This window comes from Maribacter sp. MS6 (assembly GCF_056839185.1).
Genome location: NZ_CM166389.1, coordinates 140127 through 165433, shown reverse-complemented (window position 1 = coordinate 165433; position 25307 = coordinate 140127). Strand labels below are relative to the sequence as shown.

Sequence of the window (25307 nt, the reverse complement as noted above, 5' to 3'; positions counted from 1 at the left end):
TAGCTAATTTAAACTCACCAGTACTATAAAATTAGTTTTTTAGTTGATGACGTTCTTTAATATTATTGCTCAAAAGGGTATAGATTTCCCGATGATTTTTATCCTTGATTAGGTTTAGATGGGCATGCAGTGTTTTCTGATCTCCCCTTTTCGCGGGGCCTGTTTGGGCATCAAACGGGTTAATTGCCGATACTTTTTCCGCAGTTTCTGTAATTAAAGGTTGTAACAACGAAAAATCAAGACCATTTTGCGCACAAATATCTTTGCCAATCGTATACATGTAATTGGTAAAATTATTCACAAAAACTGCCGCGAGATGTAGTGTCTTTCTCTGCTTAGAATCTATACTAGTAACAGCAGTACTTAGGATATTTCCCAAACGTCTTAGCAGTTCAAGACTGTGTTCACTATTGGCTTCGATACATATTGGAATAGCTGAAAAGTCTAGTTGTTTGCCAATAGTAAAGGTTTGTACAGGATATAATACACCAATTTGTACGTGATTTTTTAAATCGGATAAGGCTATAGCTCCAGAGGTATGCACCAACAAACCATTTACATTTAATTTGGCAGAAACTTCGCTGATGGCATCATCATTGATTGCCAAAATGTAAATATCCGCTGGTTGAAGTTCATCTGCATAAGTAGCTAAGTTGGCCCTTCCGTTAAAATAGCTTAGACTGGAGGTATTTCTTCCTACCACCTGTACAATGTGCACCTCTTTTTTTGTCAAAAAAGCCTCGAATAAATTTTGGGCTACGTTACCCGAACCTAGTATCGTAATAGAAATCATACGTCAAAAGTACAAAGAAATAAAGCATGCGTTTTATATAATAATTAACATAATTGTTTAACCTTTCTATCGTCTTTTACGATTCAAAAATCCTAAAAAGGGCTTATTTTTACACGTTGAAACCAATGTCCTTTCATATGACAGAAATACTCAAGAAAATTTTCTTTTCTACTCGGTTAATGGCCGTTCTTTTTATAGCGTTTGCTACCGCAATGGCTATTGGGACTTTTGTAGAGAGTGTATACAGTACCGAGACCGCTCGTATTTGGATTTATAACGCCACTTGGTTTGAGGTAATCATGGTATTTTTTGTTATCAATTTTTCAGGTAATATTTTTAGATATCGTCTGTTGAGATGGGAAAAATGGCCGGTGTTATTACTCCATTTATCATGGATCTTAATTATTGTTGGGGCTTTTGTAACCCGCTATATAAGTTTTGAAGGGATGATGCCCATACGGGAAGGGGAGACGGAAAAGGTCTTCTATTCAGATAAGACCTATTTCACAGCCCACATAGATGGTAAAATTGACGGGGAACCAAGAAGAAAGATTCTTGAGGATGACTTAATTGTTACAGCGGAGGATATTCAATCCAACTTACCTTGGAAAGAGGACTTTAATGGGCAAGAATTTACGATAGCCTATACCGGTTTTATTGCAGGAGCTAAAGAGGGACTTATTCCTGACGAGAATGGTACTTCTTTTTTAAAAGTAGTGGAGGCCGGTGATGGCCAGCGGCATGAGCATTATTTAGAAAATGAAAAAGTAACCAGTATCCATGGAGTTTTATTTGCGTTGAACAAACCTACTAAAGGTGCCATTAACATTTCTACATTGGCAACAGGATATGAAATAGATTCTCCTTTTGATGGTACGTTTATGCGGATGGCAGATCAGTTACAAGGAAAATTGGTTAAAGATAGCATACAGCCATTAATGTTACGTTCCTTGTATAACACGGCAAATATGCAGTTTGTGATACCGGATTCCTTGGTAACTGGGAAAAACGGAATTATAGAAATTCCCAAAGGTGAAAAAACGGAAGGAGATAGGGATGCAATGATTATGAGTGTCACCTCTAACGGAGAAACGAAACAAATAAAAGTTTTAGGGGGTAAGGGAAGCACTAAATTTTCGGAGAAAGTGACTGTTGGCGGTTTGGATTTTGCACTACGCTATGGCTCCAAAGTACGTGAATTACCTTTTAGTATTCAACTGAACGATTTTATTGCCGAAAAACATCCTGGTACCGAGAATGCGTATGCATCGTTTATGAGCAGGATTACAGTAAAGGATGAACGCACGTTTGATTATGATGTGTTTATGAACCATGTGCTTGATCATAAAGGGTATCGCTTTTTTCAGTCTGGTTTTGACCCAGATGAAAAGGGTACAACTTTATCTGTAAACCATGATTTTTGGGGTACTTGGATTACCTACATTGGTTACTTTCTTTTATATGTTGGGTTGTTAGGTATTATGTTTTTTGGAAAGACCAGATTTAAAGACTTGGCCGCATCTTTGGATAAAGTGAATAATAAGAAGAAAACAATAGCTGCTACGATTCTTTTGATTTTAGGTTTTGCGTTACCTACGAATGCGCAAGAACATACTGAAGGTGATGGTCATGACCATTCCAGCACCAGTGCCAGTATCCCTGCACCGGCAAAGGCGCAGGTAGATTCTTTAATAAGTGCGTCTATTGTAAGTAAGGTTCATGCTGAGAAATTCGGAAAACTGGTGATACAAGATGACGGTGGGCGTATGAAGCCTATTAACACCTTTGCTTCTGAGTTATTGAGAAAGTTAAGCCTTAAGGATACCTATTTGGGATTCAATGCCGACCAAGTTTTTCTTTCCATGATGATGAATCCGGCCCTATGGTATAATACCGAGTTTATTGCTTTGGACAAGAAGGCGCAGAACGATAGTATTCGTAAAATCGTGGGTATTCCACTTGGGAAAAAGTATGTAAAGGCCACCGACTTTTTTGACGACAAGGGAAATTATAAATTACAACCTTTTCTGAGAGAGGCCACGTCAACTACAAATCCCAATAAGTTTGAACAGGATTTTAAGGATGCCAATATACGGTTAAGCTTATTGAATCAGGCGTTGGGGCAACAGATTTTAAAGATATTTCCGTTGTTGGACGATGAAAACAACAAATGGATTTCGGCTGTAGAATACAGGGGAGGGCAGTATCAGGTTTCAGATTCTTTGTATGCCAATTTTGTAAAAAATGCCATGCCATACTACCTAATGACCCTGAGTACCGCGCAAAAATCTGGTGATTATACCGAAGCGGACAAACTTTTGGCAGCTTTTAACCAAAACCAACATAACCACGGCAGTGAGGTCTTGCCCTCAGGTATGAAGGTGGAAACCGAGGTAATTTATAACAAACTGGATATATTCAACAGGCTATATAGATATTACCTTTTAGTCGGGTTTTTGATGTTTGTGGTATTGATATTTCAAATTTTTAAACAAAGGGAAATTTGGAAGGCAGGTATCTACTTTTTCAAAGGAGTGATTATACTATTTTTCCTCTGGCATACTGCCGGCTTAATACTACGTTGGTACATTTCTGGTCATGCCCCTTGGAGTGATGCTTATGAGAGTATTTTATACGTTGCCTGGGCAACTATGGGCATGGGACTCGCATTTGGTAGAAAAAGTGATATGACCATTGCGGCCTCCGCTTTTGTGACTGCTATGTTACTATGGATTGCCCACCAAAGCTGGGTAGATCCATCTATAGCTAATTTAGTTCCTGTCCTAGATAGTTATTGGCTTATGATTCACGTTTCTGTTATCGTTGGTAGTTACGGACCGCTTACCGTAGGTATGATTTTGGGTATTGTTTGTCTCATATTAATGTTGCTTACAACCTCTAAAAACAAGGATAAAATGGCCTTGAACATTAAGGAGCTCACCATTATTAACGAGTTGGCCCTTACCGTAGGACTTATTATGCTCACCATTGGAAACTTTTTGGGAGGACAATGGGCAAACGAAAGTTGGGGCCGTTACTGGGGCTGGGACCCAAAGGAAACTTGGGCTTTGGTGTCTATTATGGTTTATGCGTTCGTGATTCACACGCGATTGGTGCCGGGTCTTCGCAGCAAATGGACGTTCAACTTCTTAAGCGTTGTAGCTTTTGGCAGCATAATGATGACCTATTTTGGGGTTAATTTTTATTTGGTAGGTCTGCATAGTTATGCCAGTGGGGCGCAGGTAATTACACCCACATTTATCTACTACACAGTTGCCGGTGTTATAGCACTTGGAGCACTAAGCTATTGGAGATACAAGGTGTATTATATAAAATAGATGTCACAGTTTTGTATCTTTAGCTACTAAAATAGCTTTGGAATGAGTAAAAAAAGAAATGGATTAAATACCATCTGCACCCACGTGGGGGAGTTAGAGGATACACAACACAAAGGAGCGGTTTCTCCGCTTTATATGAGTACATCCTATGCATTTGATGATGTAGCGGTTAAGCGGTATCCAAGGTATTTTAATACACCTAATCAAGAGGGACTTTGTAAAAAAATTGCTGCTTTGGAGCATGCTGAATCTGCTTTGATTTTTGGTAGTGGCATGGCAGCGGTAAGTACAGCATTAATGGCTTTTTTGCGGGCAGGAGACCATGTGGTATTGCAACAGACCTTGTATGGTGGCACTTATAACCTAGTTACAGAAGAATTCTCTAAATATGGCATTGAGTACTCTTTTACCCAAGGATGGGAGGCTAGGGATTTTGAAGAGAAAATTCAAGAAAATACGAAGGTGATTTACATTGAGACGCCATCAAATCCATTACTAACCATAACAGATATCGAAGCGGTTGCTTCCATAGCCAAAAAGCATGGCATTATCTCTATGATCGATAATACATTTGCCAGCCCTGTAAACCAAAATCCAATTGATTACGGTATTGACGTGGTCATCCATAGCGCCACCAAATACATGGGTGGTCATTCTGATATTTGTGCAGGTGCTGTCGCATCGAGCGAGGCTCATATGGAGCGTATATTTCATTTGGCAAAAAACCTTGGAGGAAGTTTAAGTGACTATACCGTTTGGCTTTTGGAACGCAGTATTAAAACCATGGGTATTCGGGTAAGGGCCCAAAATGAAAATGCTTTGGCAATGGCCACCTATTTATCTGAGAATGAGGATATAGATGCAGTGTATTATCCCGGATTACCAGCTCATAAAGACCATGAACTGGCAAAACGTCAAATGAAAGGTTTTGGCGGAATGCTATCTTTTGAATTGAAGCCCTACGTAGATGCCTCTAAATTTCAAAAAGCGCTCCGTCTTATAAAATCCTCAATGAGTTTGGCAGGAGTGGAAAGCACTCTTTTATCGCCTACACAAACTTCGCATGCTTTGATGAGTGCAGAGGTAAGAGCGGAGCAGGGGATAAGGGACGGACTCATTCGATTCTCCGTAGGAATAGAGGAAATAGAAGATTTAATAGAAGATATAGAGCAGGCAATAAAAAGTGTTAAGCTTTCATCCGCTATTGCCTAGTCGTAACTAGAGTTATTGGTTTATATTCGTTTTCCTAAAAAATATAGAAATACTATGGTCAAATTAGACATACTTGTTTTTGGTGCCCACCCTGATGATGCAGAACTAGGCGCTGGAGGAACCATAGCCAAAGAGGTTGCGAAAGGTAAAAAAGTGGGAATAATAGATTTAACACGGGGCGAACTTGGAACTCGTGGTTCTGCTGAAATACGAGATGCAGAGGCGGCTGCTGCGGCAAAAGTGTTGAAGGTTTCCATAAGGGAAAATTTAGGGTTTAGGGATGGTTTTTTCATTAATGATGAAAAACATCAACTCGAAGTTATAAAGATGATTCGAAAATATCGACCGGAAATTGTTTTGTGTAATGCTATCAATGACCGTCATATAGACCATGGTAAAGGAAGCAAATTAGTAAGCGACGCCTGTTTTTTAAGCGGGCTCATAAAAATAGAAACCTTATTGGATACCGTGTACCAAGAGCCATGGAGACCTAAATTGGTCTATCATTATATTCAATGGAAGAATAGTACGCCAGATTTTGTAGTTGACATCACGGGTTTCATAGATAAAAAAGTGGATGCTATTTTAGCTTATGGTTCTCAATTTCATGACCCAAATAGTAAAGAACCTGAAACTCCCATTAGCAGTAAAACTTTTATTGAGAGTGTTAATTATAGGGCGCGTGATATGGGAAGACTTGTTGGAAAAGAGTATGCAGAAGGTTTTACCGTAGAAAGGTTAATAGCTATTGATAGCTTGGAAAACTTAATTTAAGCACTTTTTTTATACTCTTTTTTTGCTTTTGGAATAGTAAAGAAAAAGCTTGAACCCCGGTTTATAGCGCTATCTGCCCAAATGGTACCCTTGTTCTGTTCTACCATTTCTTTACAAAGCGAGAGTCCTAGGCCAGTTCCTTTTTCGTCATTGGTTCCGTAGGTGGAATGTGTAGAATCCTTTTTGAAAATCTTACCCAAAGTTTCCTCGTCCATCCCAATACCGGTATCACGTATATGTATCTCCCAGAATTGTAATTTTTGGACGGCGGAAATGGTGATGGTACCTTTTTCAGGCGTGAATTTAAGAGCGTTGCTCAATAGATTTCTTATAACAATATCAATTTGGTTACTATCGGAATATGTTATGGTGTTGCGCTCTATTCTATTTATAAACGTAATGGATTTATTTGTTGCAATTTCAGAAAGCAAGCATATGTTTTCGGCTACAATATGATCTAAAGAGGTGATACCTGGGGTAGTAACGGAACCATTCATTTGCGTTTGACCCCAAGACAATAAATTGTTAAGCGTAAAGGCAATTGTATCGATATCTGTTTTTAATTTTGGCACAAAACTAAGAAACTCCTCTGTGCTCATTTCTCCTTCTTTAAAAAGTTTTATTAAACCCTGGAAAGCGCCAATAGGTCCTCTTAAATCATGACCGATGATAGAAAAAAGTTTATTCTTGGTTTGATTTACTTCTTTTAAATGAATTTCACTTTTTTCCAAATCTGCCTGTTTAGACAGTAATTCTTTGTTCAGTTTCTTTTGTATCTTTTCATTTCTTCTAACTAGAAATGTTATACAAAGGAATATGATTAGGATAATTAAGGCTGCATAAACATACCTTTTTTGTTTTGCTAATGCCTTTTGGTTATCACTAATAAGCTGTTCTTTTTGTTGGTCATATTCAAACTTTGTTTTTAAGAGCGTTAAGCCTTTTTGATTTTCACTCCTGGACAAGGTGTCTGAAAGTTGCTGATAAAGCTCATGAAAATATAAGGACTTTTTATAGTCCCCCTTATTCTTGTTTATCTCATATAATATTCTAGCACAATCCTTTGTGCCAGACATATATTCCAATTTTCTAGATAAGTCGAAAGCCCTGTTTGCAAATATTTGGGATATACTGTCGTTTTTAGCACCCAAACTTGCTTCTGCCATACCGTTTAATAGTGCTATTTCTGATCTTTCATCGTCAAGGTCCTCATGTATAAGCTCACTCTGTTTATACCAGTACATCGCCCAATTATATTTCTCTTGTTTTAAATATACCTTACCTTTTATTTCATAGGCATACGCTAACCAATCCATTTTTTTCTCTTTCTCAAAAACACGGATACTGCTGTTGATATTGAACATGGCCAAATCTAACTCGTTCATATCTGCATAGGCCGATGCCATATTGCTCAACGTCTCCGCCATGTAGACTGGGTTTCCTATTAAATCGTTAATTTTTTTTACCTTTTTGTAAAACTTCATTGCTTGCTCATAATCTTTCTGGGAAACATAGAGGTCTGCAATATTTTCATTTAGGATCGATTGTATATCTAGTTCGTTTAGTGCAACAGCCAATTCTATGCCTTCAAGATAAAGCTTCAGCGCCATGGCGTAGTCTCCTTTGTATGCATATTCACCCCCTAAGTCGTTTATAGCTCTTACCCTTAATAATGGTTCATTTACCTTATCTGCTAGGGTAGAAGCTTGTTTATAATTAGTGATGCCTTTATCATGGAGTCCATTATCTGAATAATAATCACCTAGATGGGAGTATGCTTTTGCTTGTCCTATGCTATAGTTGGCCTTTTTACTTAGTTCTAAGGCTTTGGTCGCTAAAAGATAGAGACTGTCTGAATTATAAAAACGCTGCTCGTCTGCAAGATCTAATAGGCTATTAACGTATAGCGTGTCTGTTGTATTAAAACTTTTTTGTGATTTTAGCTTACCTATTTTCGAAGAAATAGCATCCCTGGCAGTAGTTTGAGCAAAGCTAACCGTTGCACAAAACAACAATATTAAAACAAAAAGTTCCCGAGGTTTTACCAGGGCTTTTTGTGAGCTGGGATAATTGGCCTTATTAAACATTGTCTACTTTGGTTAACGAAGCCTAAAACTAATTGATGTTTAAATGGTTAACTAAATTTTGTTGTGAAATACGTAATTATGTGTGTTTTAGCAGATAAAAATGGTATTTAATCGATGATTATTAATTTTAAATTAAAAATATAAGGTGTTTGGATTATCTATTGAAGCTAATTATACAGTTAAAAATTAACTAAGTAATTGTATTCGATACAAAATGTATGGAAAAAGTACTCCCATGGCCTAGTTCACTTTCAACAGTGATAAAGCCGTTGTTTTTGCCAACCAATTCTTTACATAGGCTAAGGCCTAAACCGCTGCCACGTTCATTGTTAGTTCCCATGGTGGTAAAGTGCTCTTTGTTATTGAATATTTTTGATATTATCTCATTCGTCATACCTATACCCGTATCCTTTATGTTAATAGTTAAATCGTTTCCTCCAGTATTTGAATTGATGATAATTGACCCGTTTTCAGGAGTAAATTTAATCGCATTGCTAATAACGTTTCTGAAAATTACATTAAAATGATTGGGATCTACACTTAGTTTTAGAGAGTTCGGTATTGCTAACTTTAGTAGAATACTCTTTTTATCCAAGTCTTCTTTCAAACCAATGATTATTTCATTTAAGTGTTCCGCTACAAAAATAATTTCTTGTTCTGTTGTGTTTCCTTTCATTTGGGTAAGCCCCCAATTTAAAAGGTTGTCCAAGGTAAAGTGAATATGATCTACATCCCTTTTTAGTTTTGGTCCAAATGTATAAAAGTGTTTGATTTCTTTATTTTTTTCTAACGAGGTACCAAGTAAGTTTTTAAGCGAAACTATAGGCCCCCTTAAATCATGTCCAATAATGGAAAATAACTTATCTTGCTTGGCATTGATTAAATTAAGTTCTTCCCGTTTCTTAGAAAGTACGGTTGTTTGCATGGCTAATTCCTTGTTAAGACGTTTTTTATTGGTAGTAGCTCTAAAGATAAATATCGAGATTAGTATCAAAGAAATAAGACCTATTATAATCCAAGTAACATTCCTTTTTCTGACCATTTTTTCGGTTTCGTTAAGTTCTGCTAAAACCCTCTTATCCTTTTCGTAGGATAATTTGGCATTCATCATTGAAATGGTAGTTCTTTGCCGATCTTTTGAAAGAGAATCGGAATATTTTTGGGCCAGTTCCAAGTAGTATAAGGCTTTTGAGGTAAACGCCAAATCCCTGTTGATTCCGTATAAGGCTCGGTAACTTTTTTCTAAACCCGATTTAAGATTAAAGGATTTATAAAGATCTAAGCTCTTTAAGAATGAGTCCTCAGCTTTTTTAAAATTGTTTAGGTTATTATAGGATATGCCAGAATAATAATAAAGATCAGCTTCTCCTTTTTTGTCATTTATCTCCTTAAAAATTGCATTAGCCTTATTGAAAAATGAAAGAGCTTCGTTATACCGCCCTATATTATTATAGACATCTCCTTTGGTGAGGTAGGCGAATGCAAGTATTTTTAATGCTTGTGTCTCTTGTAGCAAGGCTATAGATTCGTTCAAATATCTTATGGCTTCGTTAGGGCTATTTATTTTATTGTTGAGATAGCCTAAATTAACCAAAACTACAACCTTACTTATGTTAGTGGTTTTTTTGTTGAATTTGGACTGGGCAAGATTATAATATAGTATGGCTTCATCATAATCTTCTAATAGTGAAAACAAGGTTCCCAAGTTAGCACTCATTTTTATTGCCATTTCGGAATCACCTATCTTTTCTGCAAGTTCCAGACCATTTTGAAAATTTTCAAAGGCATCTGGGTATTCGGCTTTTATAAAATGTGCTTGTGCAATTCCGTTGTAAGATTCAACCGCAATGTTATTGAATTCGTTTGATAAAGCTTCCTTGAGCGTTTGTTTGTAATAAAAGGTGGCTTTATCAGGAGATCCGGTAAATAATTCGAAGTAACCAAAGTTTAAAAGCGATTCGGACTCGCCCTTTTTGTAATCGATAAGACGACTTAAATCCAAGGACTCGGTAGCTAGGGATTTAACTGTATCGGTTTGAGAAAGCTTTAAAGCGTTGGCTAGATCAATTAAAAGATCTATATATTGGATACTTTTTTTGGTGAAATTTCTAGAACTTTTTAGTTGTGTTAGTCTTGCTTTGATTTCATCAGGATTTTCTTGGGAAAATCCTTGAATACTTCCAAATAGAAGAAATAAAACGATGAAAACTATACTTTTTAACATGTAATCAAATTAGAAAACGAACTTATTTAGTTTTAACATTTAGAAAGCTAGCTGGTAATTAAACTAAAGGTTCTTTAGGAAATCGAATATAAAATGTACTTCCCTGACCCGGAGAACTCCTTACCCAAATCTCCCCATTATTTTTATGCACCATTTCTCGGCATAGCGTAAGTCCTAATCCAGTACCGCGTTCATGGTTAGTTCCAAAAGTTGTAAAATATTCCGATGAATCAAAGATTTTATGCACTACTTCTTCAGACATACCAATACCATTATCTTTAACAAGTATAACAACACTATCTTTTTCTTCGGTTGATGTTAACCAAATACTTCCGTTGTTTGGCGTAAATTTAAGTGCGTTGCTTATAAGGTTTCTAAATATTATTTTAAAGTGATTGGCATCAGCTAGTAGTGTAACCCCCTCTAAAATCTCTTTGTGAATTACTACCGATTTTTTGTCGAGGATATCTCTGAACAGATATTCAATAGCTAGCAATTCTTCTTTGACATTAATTTGAACCGGATATAAAGGTTCCCCATACATTTGTGTTTTACCCCAATTCAATAAATTTTCTAGAGTAAAGTAAATATGGTCTACGTCTTTCTTCAATTTGGGACCAAATGTATAGAAATGTTGAACTCCGGTTTCGTCTTTCAATGCAAGCCCTAGTAGTTGTTTTAAGGAAACAATTGGGCCTCTCAGATCATGACCAACAATAGAAAAGAGTTTATCTTGATTGGTATTAATTTTATTGAGTTTGTTTTCTTTTTCGGATAAATTTTGGCTCTGCAATGCCAGCTCTTTATTAAGTTTTCTTTCGGATTTGTTAACACTAAAAACTAAAATGGCTATAACGATGGTTAAGAAAAGGCCTAAACCTGCCCATTGTATATGTTTTTTCTGTTCTGCAACTTCTAGATTTGTCTGTCTTTGCAGTATTACTTTTTCCATCTCAAATTGCGTTTTTGCCCTCCACATAGAAATATCCCTAAGACTTTTTTCATTATTAACAGAGTCGGAATAGCTTTTCGCTTGCTCTAGAAAGTATAATGCTTTTTCCTCGGACTTTTTTTTCTTATTCAATTCATAAAGTGCCTTAGACGTGTTGGCTATTCCTTTTTTGTTATTAATGGATTCATAAAGATTTAGGCTCAGGTTTAAATATTCATCAGCTTTAGTGATGTTGTTAAGTGCTAAATAGATAGTGCCCAATCCAAGAAAGGAAAATGCCTTGTTCGTAGTATCTTTAGAAGGCTTATCAAATAAGTTTGCCTTCTTAAGGTAATGTAGGGCATCGGCATAGCGGTTGGTATGAAAATAAACTGCTCCATAAGCCAAGTAAGCCTTGGTAAGCATTTCGGTATTGTTAGCTTTTTCCAACATAGGTAAACTACGATCTAACAATTCCAAAGCTTTGGTATGGTTGTTCTTATATAAATATATATGACCAAGATTCGCCAAAATACCAGACTTTGTTGGGTTTTGTTCTTCTGCGTCAAAACCATCTAAGGCTAAAGTGTAAAATTCCAACGCTTCGTCATAGTCTTCTAAGTAGGTGAAGAGGTCACCCATATTGGAATTTAGTTTTGTAATCAATTCCTTATTATTTGTTTTCTTAGCCAATATTAAGGATTGAAAGGTATGCTTGTAGGCCTCTGGGGTGTTGCCTGCTTTAAAATACGTTTGGCCTAAAACGTTATAAATCTTAGCTCCCAATTCTGGAAATTTTTGAATATCTAGCTTTTGTAGAATTTCTTTGTTTATGGACATTGATTTTTTAATGTCTCCATTTTTGAACTCATAAATTGCTAAGTTTGATAAGGATTTGATCATGCCCATTTCATAATCAATGCTTTTGCTTAATTCAAATGCCTCGGTTGCGAGAACCGCTAAAGTATCGGATTTAAGATCAAGGTATTTGGTACTTAACGTATTTAAAAGCTTGATGTACGAAGTATCTTTAGGAGTGAAATCCTTTTCTTTTTTTATCGCCTTCAATTCTTTTCTGTAGTAGCTAATGTTATCCTTTTGTGAATATACAGCTGTGCATACTAGGATTAGCATCCAAAGAGACACTGTTTTATTTAAAATCATAGGTAAATAATCACTAGACACTATATGGTTGGGACATGATTGTGAGATTATTCCTCTAAATTAGTAAAAAAAGATTTATGGAATGCAGAATGCATTCAACTTGCAAAAGGTTTGGTACTATCTAGAGGCTTTTACCCATTATGATGACCTAAAGTCTTCTACCTAAAATCTTTTTCAATAATCGAGTTGGGTTTCGCCCATTGGAATTTTGCGATGGGTAAACCCTTTAAATTTTTAGATTATCCTTTAATATGTCATGAATAAATTAGGCTGTAATTTCTTCTTTTTATTTTGAAAAGAATTTAAAAAAAATTACCTTCGCACTCGCTTACAAATGGTGGTTGTAGCTCAGCTGGTTAGAGCATCGGTTTGTGGTACCGAGGGTCGCCGGTTCGAACCCGGTCTTCCACCCTAAACAAGCTCAAGAATCCTAAGTTTTTACTTAGGATTTTTTGTTTTAAATAATGTGATTAAAGCGTAAAAAAAAATGCCCATCTCATGTAAGATGGGCATTTTAATTGAAGTAATCAGTATTACTCTACGAGCTTGTCTACTGCAACAGGCCTATCGCGGTTGGCTATTTCCCAAGCGGTATAGAAAATAAGTCTACTTCTATTTTCTAATAGATCATAATTTATTTTGTCCGGGGTGTCGCCTGGTCTGTGGTAATCATCATGGGTTCCGTTAAAATAAAATATAATTGGAATGTTATTTTTTGCAAAATTATAATGGTCGCTACGATAGTAAAACCTATTTGGGTCGTTTTCGTCATTATAGGTATAATCAAACTCAATATTTGTGTACTTAGAATTGACTTCCTCGGATAGTTCATGAAGTTCTGAACTTAACTTATCGGATCCTATTAAATAAAGATAGTTTCTGTCACCCTCCCTTTTTGGGTCGATTCTGCCGATCATATCAATATTAAGGTTTGCAACAGTTTTAGAAAGTGGAAAAACAGGGTCTACATCAGTATAATATAATGATCCCAACAAACCTTTCTCCTCTCCTGTTACATGTAAAAATACAATAGAACGTTTAGGTCCGTTTCCAGCATCCGAAGCTGCTTTAAATGCTTCGGCGATTTCTAACAGTGCAACGGTACCAGAACCATCATCGTCCGCTCCATTGTTTATCTGACCATCATCACTTATCCCAATATGGTCCAAATGAGACGAGATAACAACATATTCTTCCGGTTTGTCGGTTCCTTTTAGATAGGCAACAACATTCTCAGAATCTATTGCTTTAGAATTACCTTGGATATCCGAGGACACAGCCATATCCAATACTCGTGGTGTATTGTCTTTTAAGATATTTGGCAGTATAACTTCTGCCATTGTATCACTTATACTTGCACTAAACCCTGTTTTATTAAGACCTTTTACGCTCATTCTCCCAGATGAACTATTTTTTGATCTATTATAATACGCTAAAACTCTTGGGAATAAAGTAGGTGAATACAAAAGTACTCCTTTGGCACCCTTGCCCATGGCGAATTCAATTCTGCTCATTGGGTCTTTACTCCATTTAGAGGGCTCTACGGTGCCTGTTAACATATATGTTCCGTCACCATTCATAGGCTCCCCATCCTTAATTAAAACCAATTTATTAGTTACGTCTATAGTCGCAAAGTCGGAATATTCCCCGTCTTCTATGCCATAAGATGCATATACGATTTCATCAAAATTTGCGCTAGCCTCGTTGAAACTTACAAAATCCTCACCTAAGGAATAAGAAGTGTCATCAATCGTTAGTGATCCTGTTGGCATTTGAGCCACTTCTAAAGGAACTTTTTGAAGATAATCTCCATTTTTTTTTGCAGCTGGGACATTCAGTTTCTCGTATTCGGCCTTTAAATAGGCAACGGCCTTTTTCTGACCGGATTCCCCGGTCTCCCTTCCCTCAAATTCATCTGAAGCATAGATAAATAAGTGTTCTTTTAACTCAGCTTCGGTTATTGTTTCCCCATAAATCGTTTGGTCTACAGGTTGATTTGCCTCAGGAATTATAGTTTTTTGAGAAGAGTTACATGCCATTAAAAGGCCAAACAAGGAAATAAATAGTGTTTTTTTCATTTTTAATAATCAATAAAATTTCTCAAAAATAAACAAAAGAAATAGAGGGTTAACCTTTCGTTGAAATAAACTAGTTGATATTGTTTTATGTGGAGCCTTTGGACATACGTTGTGTTCGCCAACTCAATTTTTTTGAAAATTTTATTAGCTCAAAGGTTAGTTCCAAGAGGATGATTTCTATCCATTTTTGACCGCTTAAAGAAGCTAAATCCTGTGAAAATTTACTATTTTTAGTTTGTAATTGTAATTTCTGTTTAGCTATGGTAAGAGATTTAGCAGATGTGCACGAGTTGGTTTCCGAACTTTTCAAATGGCCAACCACTGAGGCCGAATGGGAGCCATATCGTTTATCCGAAGAACAAGTTCAACATTTTCATGAGTTTGGATATGTTTCCGGTATCAAACTATTAGATGACAAAGTGATAGATCAATTACGTGAAGAACTCGACCAACTGGTAAATCCCCAACATCCGGGAAATTCATTGTTTTATGAGTTTCATAGTAATGAATCTAGTAATTCCGATGCTATTTTATTTCACTCGTTGGGGCATTGGAGAATTACGGAAGGTTTTCATGACGTACTGTGGAACCCTGCATTTGTAATGGCCGCACATCAATTATTGGAAAAAAAACCCGTGCGTTTTTGGCATGATCAGTTATTCTACAAACCTGCCGAACATGGTGGCGTGGTGGCATGGCATCAAGATTATTCGTATTGGACACGCACCATAGCCATGCAGCATTTAACATGTTGGACAGGCTTGGATGATGCTACGGAAGAAAATGGATGTTTACAGTATATTCCTAAAAGTCATAAATGGGGATTATTGGAGGCTCCAGAAATTGCAGGAGATATGGATGGTTTGTTACACTATTTAACGGATGAGCAGAAAAAAGAATTTAAACCGGTTCCTATTGAACTAAAAAAAGGATTTGCCTCTTTTCATCATCCTTTATTGATACACGGTTCTTATGAAAACAAATCTAAACGACCGCGGCGGGCATTTGTACTCAATGCTTTCGCAGATGGCACTGTAAGTAATACTAATGATGAGTTATTGAAAGGAGTACCACCCCTGAAGAAGGGCGATAAAATGCAAGGAAAGTTTTTTCCGTTACTTTTTTCTTAAATGTAAGCTAAACCAAAGCGAAAAATACACTTAATAGGATAACTAAGGGCCTATTTTTATTAGTTTTTTGCAGTGAATGAAATAGTGCTTTCAATATCATAATTAATTATTTTTTATCGCCAAAGGCTTATATAACTGTAGTTAATGGCTTAGTATAAAAACGCAGTGTATCCGGTATATGTTAGGGTCAGACTTGAGCCTAAGGCCTACAATAATTATTCCAGCGCTTTTGTAATTGCCGCCTCTACCAAAGGTTCCATCACTTTATAACCTTCTACAGTTGGGTGTACTTCATCCTCGGCATATTTTTTAGGAAGACCATTACGATCATCTACCATAGCACTAAAATAATCTAAGTACACATGACCATTTTCTTTTGCGTAGTTCATTAGCAGAGAATTTAAGGTGATTATTTTTTGTGCCGGTTGTAGACCTGGCTTCCAAGGATAATCATACACAGGTAGTGTAGAGGAGAGCACTACTTTAATATTATTTGCATGTGCCAGTTGGGCCATGTTTTTGATATTATCAACTATCATTGCAATTGTTGATGGACCAGTGTTTCCGGCAATATCGTTGGTCCCTGCCAAAATCACAACAACTTTCGGCTGCAAATCAATAACGTCTTGACGAAAGCGGATAAGCATTTGTGGTGTGGTCTGACCACTGATACCTCTGTTGATATACGGCTTATCTTTAAAAAAACTGGGCCTCGCATTTAACCAGCCAATCGTAATGGAGTTTCCCATGAAAACCACGCGATTCGGTTCTATTTCTGTTGTATTTACTTTCGCATTGGCCTTTTGAAAGTGTTTTAAGTTTGCCCAATCTTGTGATTGTTCTTGGGCCAATAAATTTTGCAGACCAAATACTGCTACCGTCATTGCAAATATCATCACTAATCGTTGTTTTCTCATAATATATTCTATTTGACATTCAAGGCGCTGCGCTCGTCCGAAGTTAAATTTAAACTATCGATTATTTTATCCTTAGTGGGTTTTTGTACGAATAGATAGGCCAATAAGCATACAGCAATAACCAATGGTAATGCATTTCCTGTGGTGTGATATACGAATAAGGCAATAAATGCTGGCCCTTCTATTAGCGCATACTTTACAATTGCGGCAGTCTGATACTTATTTAATTTTGTCTGTAACGAATCGGAGGTATGTACCTGTAATAGCATTTTCTTAAAAAACATCTGACTTCCAAAATATCCAAGTAAGGCTATAATGGGAACAATATATAGTAGCGTGCTATTGGTATTTATATCCGCATTAAAACTGTTATTTTGTGCATAAGCCAACACGGAAAAAATGGTAAGGCCTACAACCAGTGCTATGTGAATTAATTTTAGTGTTTGAATAAAACGCAGTACGTTCATTGAAATGATTTAAGTGAACTAAGATAGTTCTTTATTTTTTTTGCTCAGTTCATAGCTTCAATTTAATATGCAGGATTCTTTTACCATTAGAATTAATACATTTGCAACTATCATGGGCAAAACTATAGCAGTACTTATTTTATTTTTTTTGATTACAAATGCTTACGGACAATTGGAGCAGGATAAAGCCCTTCACTTTTTGGGTGGAAATTTATATGGTATGGTAGGCGCAGGGGTAGCTTCACAGATTTCAAAAGGCGATAGGGCTTGGACCTTTGCTGGTTCCGTAGGAGGAAGTTTGCTAATTGGTTTAGCAAAGGAAGCTATAGATCAGAACCAATATAATGGTTGGGATAATGGCGATTTGTTAGCTACCGTTCTTGGTGGTGCCTCCGTAGGACTAACGATAGATGTCTTTAAACAAAAGAAAAAAAGAAAGCGTGATGAGCTGTATAGAAAGGCCATTGACCATGTTCATCTCATCACGCCTTCTAAAACGTATATACTAAAATATCAAGAGCCCTTGAGTCTACTTGGCATTTCAAGCCGAGTACGTTTGAGCATCCCTTAAGCGTTAGTATTTGGCGCTTTTGCCATTTGCCAAGCTGTTTGAAATAAACTCGCGTATATCGTCGTTCGAATTTTTTAAATCTTCTCTTCTTAGGTACATCATATGACCAGAGCGGTATCCTTTAAAGGTAAAACGATCTTTCATTCTTCCACTTGGATCTACCTGCCACATCGTATATTTTGCATTAAAATATGTGGTTGCACCGTCATAATAGCCAGATTGTATCAAAACCTTTAGATAGGGATTTTGCGCCATCGCTTGTCTTAAATCGTCCCTGGTTGTATCATTTTCGTTGTTCCATGGACGCACAGGGCCAAACATATTATACTTGATATCTGTTTTAAAATTAAGTTCTTCCTGCAAGTAATAATTGATTGCCGGGGTAAAACTGTGCAGCCATGAGGTTAGCTCCGCACTATAATCTGGTCGCATTCCTAGGTTTTGCCTATCAATCCCTAAGTATCTTGAATCCAATCTACCCACATTATAGTCTCCTTTGCCCTTTAACAAGTTTTTCCAAAAATAGGAAGTCGGTATAACCAAATTCATATCTAAAATATCCTTTTCTGGTATACCGGTGTAATAGGCCATTTTTTTAGCAACATTTGCCCTTTCTTCGTTCGAAATAAATCCGCCTTTGGCAATTGCAGGAATTAGGGTATTAATCGTATATTCCTCAGATTCTGGTAATATTTCCAGCAAATCTTTTTGCTGTAAAGCGCTCGGCAGGACCTTGTGATGCCAAGCAGCAGCAGTGTAATAGGGTAGGTTTATTGCTTGTGAAACAGGGCCATCCTCACGAATCACCTTATAATCTGCAGGAGAAACCATAATCACTCCGTTAAGGTACATCCATTGTTGGTCCTGTAGTGCTTTTGCAAGTCCCATTACCCTAGTACCGCCATAACTTTCGCCAACTATATATTTAGGAGAACGCCATCGGTTATTTCTGGTAACAAAAGTATTCAACCATTCTGCCAAGTATTTGATATCTGCATTAATACCAAAAAATTTAGATCGGTCTACCTCTTTACCAGTTTCTGGAATCGTTCGCGAATAACCGGTGTTTGCAGGATTTACATAAACAATATCGGTTACATCCAATACGGAAAAAGGGTTTTCCTGAACACCATAGGGTTGCACAGGATAGCCTTCGTCATCAATTTTTAATACTCTGGGGCCTGTGTAGGCCAAATGCATCCAAACAGAGCCGGAACCTGGTCCACCGTTAAACGAAATTAACAAGGGTCTAGAAGCTCGGTCTTTTATATTATTGCGTGTATAGTACGTGTAATGTAAAGCAGCGGTAGGTTCACCATTTTCATCCCAAACAGGTTGTGTTCCAGTTTTTGCCGTGTAATTTATCGCAGTACCGTTTATAGTTACGCTATGTTGTGTGGTTACGACGGTATCTATTGGTAGTTTCCTGCTTTGAGAGATACCACTGACCACTGCAAGGAAGGTAAGTAATAAGGTGTAATTTGTTTTCATTTGTTTTTAGAATTAGTCAGCTTTAAAAATACGGAAATATCAAGATAATATAGCCTTAATATCCTGCTTTTTTAAAACCTATATATTCTTATCTTTAGGTACTATTATCATACCTATATATTAATGAAAAATATAACAAGAAGAAGCTTTACAAAAACCTTGGGAAAAAGTTTGGTAGCAACAAGTTTGGTGAACCCATTGTATTCTTCGTTAGCCTCTGAAAGACCATTCAACAAAAAATTAGGGATAGCGCTTGTAGGACTCGGAAGTTATAGCACCTATCAGCTAGCGCCATCTTTGCAGGAAACCGAACACTGCTATCTTTCTGCGGTGGTTACCGGAACCAAGGAGAAGGAAAAGATTTGGAAAGATAAATATGGTTTGGCGAACGACTGTATCTACAATTATGAGAACTTCGATACCATCCTAAATAACCCAAAAGTTGATGTTGTTTATGTAGTGTTACCCAATAGCATGCATGCCGATTTTTGTATACGAGCCGCTAAAGCGGGAAAGCACGTAATCTGTGAAAAACCGATGGCTGTTAGTGTAGCGGAATGCGATGCGATCATTAAAGTCTGCGAGGATAATAAGGTAAAGTTGAGTGTAGGGTATCGAATGCAGTCAGATCCCTATACAAATGAGGTGAAAAAGTATGTTCGAGAAAAAACATTTGGTGAAGTGAATTTCGTATCATCCGATGCTGCATATATATCCAATGGAAACCCAGACCAATGGCGCTTGAATAAGTCCTTATCCGGAGGAGGGGCTTTAATGAATATGGGTGTCTATTCCATACAGACATCTATTTATGGTACCGGTCAAAATCCCATATCGGTAACCGCTCAAGAATTTAGCACACGACCGGACTATTTTAAGGATACCGATGAAACTATTACGGCACAATTTGATTTTGCATCAGGAGCTGTTGGTCATATGATGACCTCACATAATGCGAATGGTAATCGATTGAAGGTACATTGTACGGATGGGTGGTTCGAGTTAGACCCAGCACATAGTTATGGTCCTATAAGCGGCCGTACGTCCAAGAATAACAAAATTAAATTTCCTCACAGGCGCCAACAGGCCATACAGATGGATGATTTTGCCAAACATATTCTATTGGGAACAAAAAACGTAGCTCCTGGAGAAATGGGTAAACGGGACATGATTATTGTAGAGGCTATTTATAAATCGATAGCCGCAAATGGTAAAAAACAGCTATTGAACGTAGGAAATATGGGTATTGTGTCTTAAAACTTCTCAAAAACCCCTAAACCAAAAAGTGCAAAATCATATTTAACAGGGTCATTGGGGTCCAGTTTACGCAAGCTTTGATCCAGTTCGGCTAATGCCTTTCCATCGTTTTGTTTTCGTTTTAATAACTTCAGTTTACGTGCCACATTACCGGAATGCACGTCTAGCGGACAGGAGAGTTTAGAAGCGGGAATGTTCTTCCAGAGACCAAAATCTACATGAGTGCCCGCGTCCCGTATCATCCATCGTAAAAACATATTGATGCGTTTAGCTGCCGAACCTTTTAAGGGATCCGAGACATGTTTAGTGGTTCTAGCTTGGTGCGGAAGTTCAAAGAAAAGTTCCTTAAACTTGGAAATTGTCGGTTGTAAACTGTCTTTCCCTTGGTGATTAGTAAAAACTGATTCTAAGCCTTCATGTGCAGTATACAAATTACGTAGGCTTTTAATAAAATATTGAGCGTCTATTCCATTGAAGGTGCGGTGTACAAAACTGGCTAATTTCTCTAAATCCGATTCGGTATGGTTTAGCACAAAATCATACGGACTTTCATCCATAATTTCCATTAAACGTTGGGCGTTATTTATAATGCTTTTACGATTTCCCCAAGCAATAGTTGCAGTTAAAAAAGCACTAATTTCTACATCTTCCTTTTTTTTGAATTGATGGGGTATTTGTATGGGATCACTTGCTAGAAAACTGGGATGGTTGTATTGTAGTACTTTCGCATCTAAAAACGCTTTAAGTTCACTTTTTTTCATTTTATAGGTATGTCTAAAAATAAGTATAAAAGTACTGGCCCCACTAAGAGAAAATTATGTGCAGCGTGCAATAAGATGCCCCAAAAAAGCCCTAGCTTAATGCGCGTATAACCCAAAAATACGCCTGCTGAAAGCTGTGGGGAAACCAGTAGAGGGATAGCCCATAACTGCCCATCCAACGCCTCAAAATTTGATATGTGTAAGGAGCCGAATAGGATAACCGAAATATACAAGGCGTACTTAAAATGAACAGGATTTTTAAATGCTACTAAAGGTGCCCTAAAAAGCAATTCTTCTATAATCGGAGCTATCACAACGGCCAAAAGAAATAGTAATGAAGGCGGGTAGGCTTTTAAAAGTTTATCGACCGCATGATTTCCAAAATTTAGACTAAATACTTCGGAAACCCCGTTAATGAATAGACCAAAAGCAACACTGAAAAAGACCGTAAGGACAAGTAAGTGAAAAAACTGAGTGTAACGCTCACGCTTTTCTAATTTAAGTTTCTGGTTTACCGGAAGCTTTAAAAATTCCCAGACCTCTTTTAACATATTCAGGAAATCAATTATACTGATACCGTTACTTTATCCACTATTTTACCATCTACCATGGTAAGTTTTCTGTCGGCCATTTCGGCGAGTTCTTTATTATGGGTTACGATAACGAAGGTCTGCCCAAATTTTTCACGTAGTTCAAAGAACAACTGGTGCAGCTTATCTGCACTCTCAGAATCTAAATTTCCACTAGGTTCATCAGCAAAAATAATAGCAGGATTATTAACTAATGCCCTTGCGACAGCAACGCGCTGTTGCTCGCCTCCAGATAGCTCAGCGGGTTTATGATGGTGTCTGTGGGAAAGTCCTAAAAAATTCAAAAGCTCAGTTGCGCGTTTTTCGGCATCGGATTTATTGGTTTTTTTTATAAATGCGGGTAAGCAAACATTTTCCAAAGCAGTAAATTCCGGTAATAACTGATGAAACTGAAAAATAAAACCAATATGTTCATTTCTAAACTTAGCGAGTGCCTTGTCGTTTAGATTAGTAGTTTCCGTTCCGTTTACCAACAGTTTTCCGTCTTGCTTATTAGAAAGGCTATCCAAAGTACCTAAAATTTGTAGTAACGTCGTTTTTCCGGCTCCAGATGCGCCCACAATAGATACAATTTCACCTTTTTTAATATGAAGGTCTACCCCTTTGAGCACCTCTAATTCTCCGTAATATTTATGAATATTTGTAGCCTTTATCATTGTTTGTAATCTAAGAAGTGAAATTAGACAATGGGTAGGACATAGCAAAATATTGACTTAAGATGAAGCTTAGGGGTGAAATATAGGTTTGATATCTAACGAAGATGGCACGAACTTTAAAAGTAGGGTGGTCTGAACAACAAATTCAGTATTTTTTAATCTTCTATTAGTGCTTAATATTAAATTAATCTTTAAATTTGTTTAAGAATTATATAAATACAATAAACAAAAAATATATGTCCCCATATAGGAACCTTGAAGAGTACAATTTAGAGATTACAGATGAAGTAAGAGGCCGCTATTCTTCCATTATCGATGAAATTGGTGAGGATGTCTCCCGTGAAGGCTTGGTAAAAACCCCAGAAAGGGCCGCAAAAGCAATGTTGTTCCTCACTCAAGGTTATAAACAGGATCCGGTTGAAATATTAAAAGGAGCTATGTTTAAAGAGGATTATGATGATATGGTCATCATAAAGGATATCGAGCTTTATTCGCTGTGCGAGCATCATATGCTACCATTTTTTGGGAAAGCGCATATTGCCTATATTCCAAATGGTCATATTGTTGGATTGAGCAAGATACCCCGTGTAGTGGATGTTTTTGCCCGAAGACTGCAAGTTCAAGAAAGGCTAACACATGATATTTTAGAGTGTATAAACGAAACTCTAAAACCTAAAGGTGTTGCGGTTGTTATTGAAGCGTCACACATGTGCATGATGATGCGGGGCGTACAAAAACAGAACTCCGTAACGACTACCTCCGGATTTAGAGGTCAATTTGAAAAGCAAGAAACTAGGAACGAATTTTTGAAACTTATTAGTTCCAACCTTTCTTAATGAAGGGCTACTAGGGACTATTAATTTTACTATCTAAAACTAGAATTAAGTATTTTTTGGCATCTTTGTTGTATTCGAACAAACAGACTTTAACTAAACAAGGATGCCAAATAGTACCGACAAAAAATACAAACATTTACTTCTAGGACTTCTTTTCGATGGTATTGGGATGCTATCTTTTGCGCTTCCATTTATAGGCGATTTTTCAGATGTGCTTTGGGCGCCGTTGGCCGGTTGGTTAATGACCCGTATGTACAAAGGTAAAATTGGACAAGCAGCTGGTGTTGTTGCATTTATAGAAGAAATTATTCCTGGCTTAGATGTAGTTCCCACATTTACCATTATGTGGGTGTATACATACCTCATAAAAAAAGGTAAAACTAGAGAACCTCTTGAAGTGTAAGGCTTAAAATATCTTGGATACAAATTGTGTAACCAATTGTACTTAAGAAAATACAATAAAGCACTAATGAAATGATAGTGCTGTTATTGTATAAACGAACAACGATACAGAACAGAAATGGAAGAATTATGCTCATAATTTCTTCATAAAAGAATAAATAGCTATGAATACACTTTGGGAAGTATTCGTGTCCGCTATTGATGGTAGCTGGCAATGGACATGGAAATCTATCATATTTGAAGTTCCTTGGTATACCAATTATTTTTGGGGTCTAATCCTAATATCATTAGTGGTTTGGGGAATGGAAATTTTATTTCCATGGCGCAAGGATCAGTCAATATTTAGAACTGATTTTTGGTTGGATGCGGTTTATATGTTCTTTAATTTTTTTATATTCAGTATTGTTATTAGCGGGGTCTATGGTATTTTAGAACTAGCTTTTAATAATGTTGGAATACAACTAAATTCCCTATCTCTTATACCTATATCCAGTTTGCCGCAATGGGGACAGTTGATGGTATTCTTTCTCTTGTTGGATTTTGTGCAATGGTTTACGCATATTTTATTGCATAAATACCAGTTTCTTTGGCAGTTCCATAAGATACACCATAGTGTAAAGGAAATGGGATTTGCTGCACATTTACGCTATCATTGGATGGAAAATATTTTTTACAAGCCTTTGAAAACAGTTGCGGTAATGCTTTTGGGTGGTTTTGAACCAGAACAGGCCTATATTGTACACTTTATAGCCATTACAATAGGGCATATTAATCATTCCAATATAAAAATCTCGTGGGGCCCTTTGAAATATATACTCAATAATCCCGTAATGCATTTGTATCATCACGCGTACAAACTACCGGAAGGTAAATTTGGGGTCAACTTTGGAATAAGTCTAAGTCTTTGGGATTATATCTTTAAAACAGATTATATACCTGAAGATAGTGGTACCGTACCTTTGGGGTTTAAGGGCGATGAAGAAATCCCAAAGGGATTTTGGAAACAAATAACCTTCGGCCTGGGCAAATCCAAACCGAAGGATATCCATTAATATTATTCCACTACAATAGCAAAGCTCTGAGCAATATCAGTTTCTCCGCCAGCGTCTGCCAACGTGCCATCATTAGGCTTTTTAGGCTCGTGTCTTAATGTAACCCTTAGCGCTCCGCTACCCGCATCTCCGGTAGTTAATGTAAAACTAAGTCCTAGTGGATTGCCGTCACCGTCTTCATCGTTGTAGGTAACGCTCGTTACCGCGCCACTGGCATCAAAGAAAAATTGATGTTCGTCATCCTCTTCAGCAACTTCTAATGTAATATTTTCAGCTGGAGTTTCGGTTTCGTTCAATAATACAATAGCCCCTGTATAGGTGGTGTTTGCCGTTAGGTTCCCTGTTGTAATTACTGGAGCGTCCGGTCCATCACCGTCTAAATCCCTAGTTTCTAAAGTAACTGTATTACTGCCTTCGGTTAGGGTTATGGTCATGGTTGTGATTACCTCTTCCTCATCAACGGCAACTGGGTTATCGTCATCGTCTGAACAAGACAGTGTTAGCAATCCTACGGTTAGCAGAGCTAATAAATTTCTGGTTGTCGTACTTTTTTTAAAAATGTTTCTAGTTTTCATG

Annotated in this window: 21 protein-coding genes and 1 tRNA gene; 10 read left to right on the top strand and 12 right to left on the bottom strand. The window is 37.1% G+C overall.

The genetic code is table 11. The features are described from left to right. Window positions 1-31 precede the first annotated feature (31 nt). Window positions 32-793: a Rossmann-like and DUF2520 domain-containing protein gene (locus tag MS6x_RS00850; protein WP_482604818.1), complete on the bottom strand. Its 762-nt coding sequence runs from the start codon at window positions 791-793 to the stop codon at window positions 32-34. A 137-nt stretch (window positions 794-930) separates the two neighbouring features. On the opposite strand from MS6x_RS00850, the gene MS6x_RS00845 reads away from it, so the two are divergent. The 3 genes from MS6x_RS00845 to bshB1 are packed head-to-tail and all read left to right on the top strand — an operon-like array spanning window position 931 to window position 6117. Next, window positions 931-4131 (top strand): cytochrome c biogenesis protein, encoded by a 3201-nt coding sequence (locus tag MS6x_RS00845; protein WP_482604817.1) that lies wholly within the window; start codon window positions 931-933, stop codon window positions 4129-4131. Window positions 4132-4173: 42 nt separating this feature from the next. Further along, window positions 4174-5343 carry a trans-sulfuration enzyme family protein gene (locus tag MS6x_RS00840; protein WP_482604815.1) on the top strand — a complete coding sequence of 390 codons (1170 nt, stop codon included), beginning with the start codon at window positions 4174-4176 and terminating at the stop codon, window positions 5341-5343. A gap of 54 nt (window positions 5344-5397) precedes the next feature. After that, the gene (gene bshB1, locus MS6x_RS00835) at window positions 5398-6117 is read left to right on the top strand and encodes a bacillithiol biosynthesis deacetylase BshB1 (protein WP_482604813.1); all 720 of its coding nucleotides are present in this window, start codon (window positions 5398-5400) and stop codon (window positions 6115-6117) included. Here bshB1 and MS6x_RS00830 read toward each other — a convergent pair. The 3 genes from MS6x_RS00830 to MS6x_RS00820 form a co-directional block, all read right to left on the bottom strand. Continuing rightward, window positions 6114-8204, bottom strand: a complete 2091-nt coding sequence (locus tag MS6x_RS00830; protein WP_482604811.1) for a tetratricopeptide repeat-containing sensor histidine kinase — start codon at window positions 8202-8204, stop codon at window positions 6114-6116. The two genes, bshB1 and MS6x_RS00830, sit on opposite strands and share 4 nt — an antisense overlap. Before the next feature lie 190 nt (window positions 8205-8394). Continuing rightward, a complete protein-coding gene (locus MS6x_RS00825; protein ID WP_482604809.1) occupies window positions 8395-10428 on the bottom strand; it encodes a tetratricopeptide repeat-containing sensor histidine kinase in 2034 nt (677 codons plus the stop codon). Between the two features lie 58 nt (window positions 10429-10486). Beyond that, window positions 10487-12493, bottom strand: coding sequence for a tetratricopeptide repeat-containing sensor histidine kinase (locus tag MS6x_RS00820; protein ID WP_482604807.1), 2007 nt, complete (start codon window positions 12491-12493; stop codon window positions 10487-10489). Between the two features lie 366 nt (window positions 12494-12859). On the opposite strand from MS6x_RS00820, the gene MS6x_RS00815 reads away from it, so the two are divergent. Next, window positions 12860-12935 (top strand) — tRNA-His (locus MS6x_RS00815). 121 nt (window positions 12936-13056) lie between these two features. On the opposite strand, the gene MS6x_RS00810 is transcribed toward MS6x_RS00815, so the two are convergent. Continuing rightward, window positions 13057-14601 carry a M28 family peptidase gene (locus tag MS6x_RS00810; RefSeq protein ID WP_482604805.1) on the bottom strand — a complete coding sequence of 515 codons (1545 nt, stop codon included), beginning with the start codon at window positions 14599-14601 and terminating at the stop codon, window positions 13057-13059. Window positions 14602-14861: 260 nt separating this feature from the next. On the opposite strand from MS6x_RS00810, the gene MS6x_RS00805 reads away from it, so the two are divergent. Next, entirely contained in the window at window positions 14862-15731 is an 870-nt protein-coding gene (locus tag MS6x_RS00805; RefSeq protein ID WP_482604803.1) for a phytanoyl-CoA dioxygenase family protein, read from the top strand. A 215-nt stretch (window positions 15732-15946) separates the two neighbouring features. Here MS6x_RS00805 and MS6x_RS00800 read toward each other — a convergent pair whose 3' ends face one another. Both MS6x_RS00800 and MS6x_RS00795 read right to left on the bottom strand, forming a co-directional pair. Then, the gene (locus MS6x_RS00800; RefSeq protein ID WP_482604801.1) at window positions 15947-16648 is read right to left on the bottom strand and encodes an SGNH/GDSL hydrolase family protein; all 702 of its coding nucleotides are present in this window, start codon (window positions 16646-16648) and stop codon (window positions 15947-15949) included. 8 nt (window positions 16649-16656) lie between these two features. Continuing rightward, window positions 16657-17115: a hypothetical protein gene (locus MS6x_RS00795; protein ID WP_482604799.1), complete on the bottom strand. Its 459-nt coding sequence runs from the start codon at window positions 17113-17115 to the stop codon at window positions 16657-16659. A gap of 112 nt (window positions 17116-17227) precedes the next feature. Between MS6x_RS00795 and MS6x_RS00790 the strand changes: the two genes are divergently transcribed. Continuing rightward, window positions 17228-17686, top strand: coding sequence for a hypothetical protein (locus MS6x_RS00790; protein ID WP_482604798.1), 459 nt, complete (start codon window positions 17228-17230; stop codon window positions 17684-17686). A 3-nt stretch (window positions 17687-17689) separates the two neighbouring features. Here MS6x_RS00790 and MS6x_RS00785 read toward each other — a convergent pair whose 3' ends face one another. Continuing rightward, on the bottom strand, window positions 17690-19177 hold the full coding sequence (locus MS6x_RS00785; RefSeq protein ID WP_482604796.1) for a S10 family peptidase: 1488 nt from the start codon (window positions 19175-19177) through the stop codon (window positions 17690-17692). A 123-nt stretch (window positions 19178-19300) separates the two neighbouring features. Here MS6x_RS00785 and MS6x_RS00780 point away from each other — a divergent pair, with 123 nt between their 5' ends. Then, a complete protein-coding gene (locus MS6x_RS00780; RefSeq protein WP_482604795.1) occupies window positions 19301-20434 on the top strand; it encodes a Gfo/Idh/MocA family protein in 1134 nt (377 codons plus the stop codon). On the opposite strand, the gene MS6x_RS00775 is transcribed toward MS6x_RS00780, so the two are convergent. Genes MS6x_RS00775 through MS6x_RS00765 form a run of 3 tightly spaced genes read right to left on the bottom strand, consistent with a single transcriptional unit; the run spans window position 20431 to window position 22441 of the window. Next, entirely contained in the window at window positions 20431-21195 is a 765-nt protein-coding gene (locus MS6x_RS00775) for a TIGR02757 family protein (protein ID WP_482604794.1), read from the bottom strand. The genes MS6x_RS00780 and MS6x_RS00775 overlap by 4 nt on opposite strands. Next, window positions 21192-21746 (bottom strand): CPBP family intramembrane glutamic endopeptidase, encoded by a 555-nt coding sequence (locus MS6x_RS00770; RefSeq protein ID WP_482604792.1) that lies wholly within the window; start codon window positions 21744-21746, stop codon window positions 21192-21194. Before MS6x_RS00770 ends, MS6x_RS00775 begins: the two co-directional genes overlap by 4 nt. Window positions 21747-21760: 14 nt before the next feature. Further along, window positions 21761-22441 (bottom strand): ABC transporter ATP-binding protein, encoded by a 681-nt coding sequence (locus MS6x_RS00765; RefSeq protein ID WP_482604790.1) that lies wholly within the window; start codon window positions 22439-22441, stop codon window positions 21761-21763. 236 nt (window positions 22442-22677) lie between these two features. Here MS6x_RS00765 and folE point away from each other — a divergent pair, with 236 nt between their 5' ends. From folE to MS6x_RS00750, 3 genes are all read left to right on the top strand, one after another. Then, window positions 22678-23277 carry a GTP cyclohydrolase I FolE gene (folE, locus tag MS6x_RS00760; protein WP_482604787.1) on the top strand — a complete coding sequence of 200 codons (600 nt, stop codon included), beginning with the start codon at window positions 22678-22680 and terminating at the stop codon, window positions 23275-23277. Between the two features lie 103 nt (window positions 23278-23380). Then, on the top strand, window positions 23381-23680 hold the full coding sequence (locus tag MS6x_RS00755) for a hypothetical protein (RefSeq protein ID WP_482604785.1): 300 nt from the start codon (window positions 23381-23383) through the stop codon (window positions 23678-23680). A 163-nt stretch (window positions 23681-23843) separates the two neighbouring features. Beyond that, the gene (locus MS6x_RS00750) at window positions 23844-24731 is read left to right on the top strand and encodes a sterol desaturase family protein (protein WP_482604783.1); all 888 of its coding nucleotides are present in this window, start codon (window positions 23844-23846) and stop codon (window positions 24729-24731) included. A gap of 2 nt (window positions 24732-24733) precedes the next feature. Here MS6x_RS00750 and MS6x_RS00745 read toward each other — a convergent pair whose 3' ends face one another. After that, window positions 24734-25306, bottom strand: a complete 573-nt coding sequence (locus MS6x_RS00745) for a type 1 periplasmic binding fold superfamily protein (protein WP_482604781.1) — start codon at window positions 25304-25306, stop codon at window positions 24734-24736. Window position 25307: the final 1 nt, after the last annotated feature.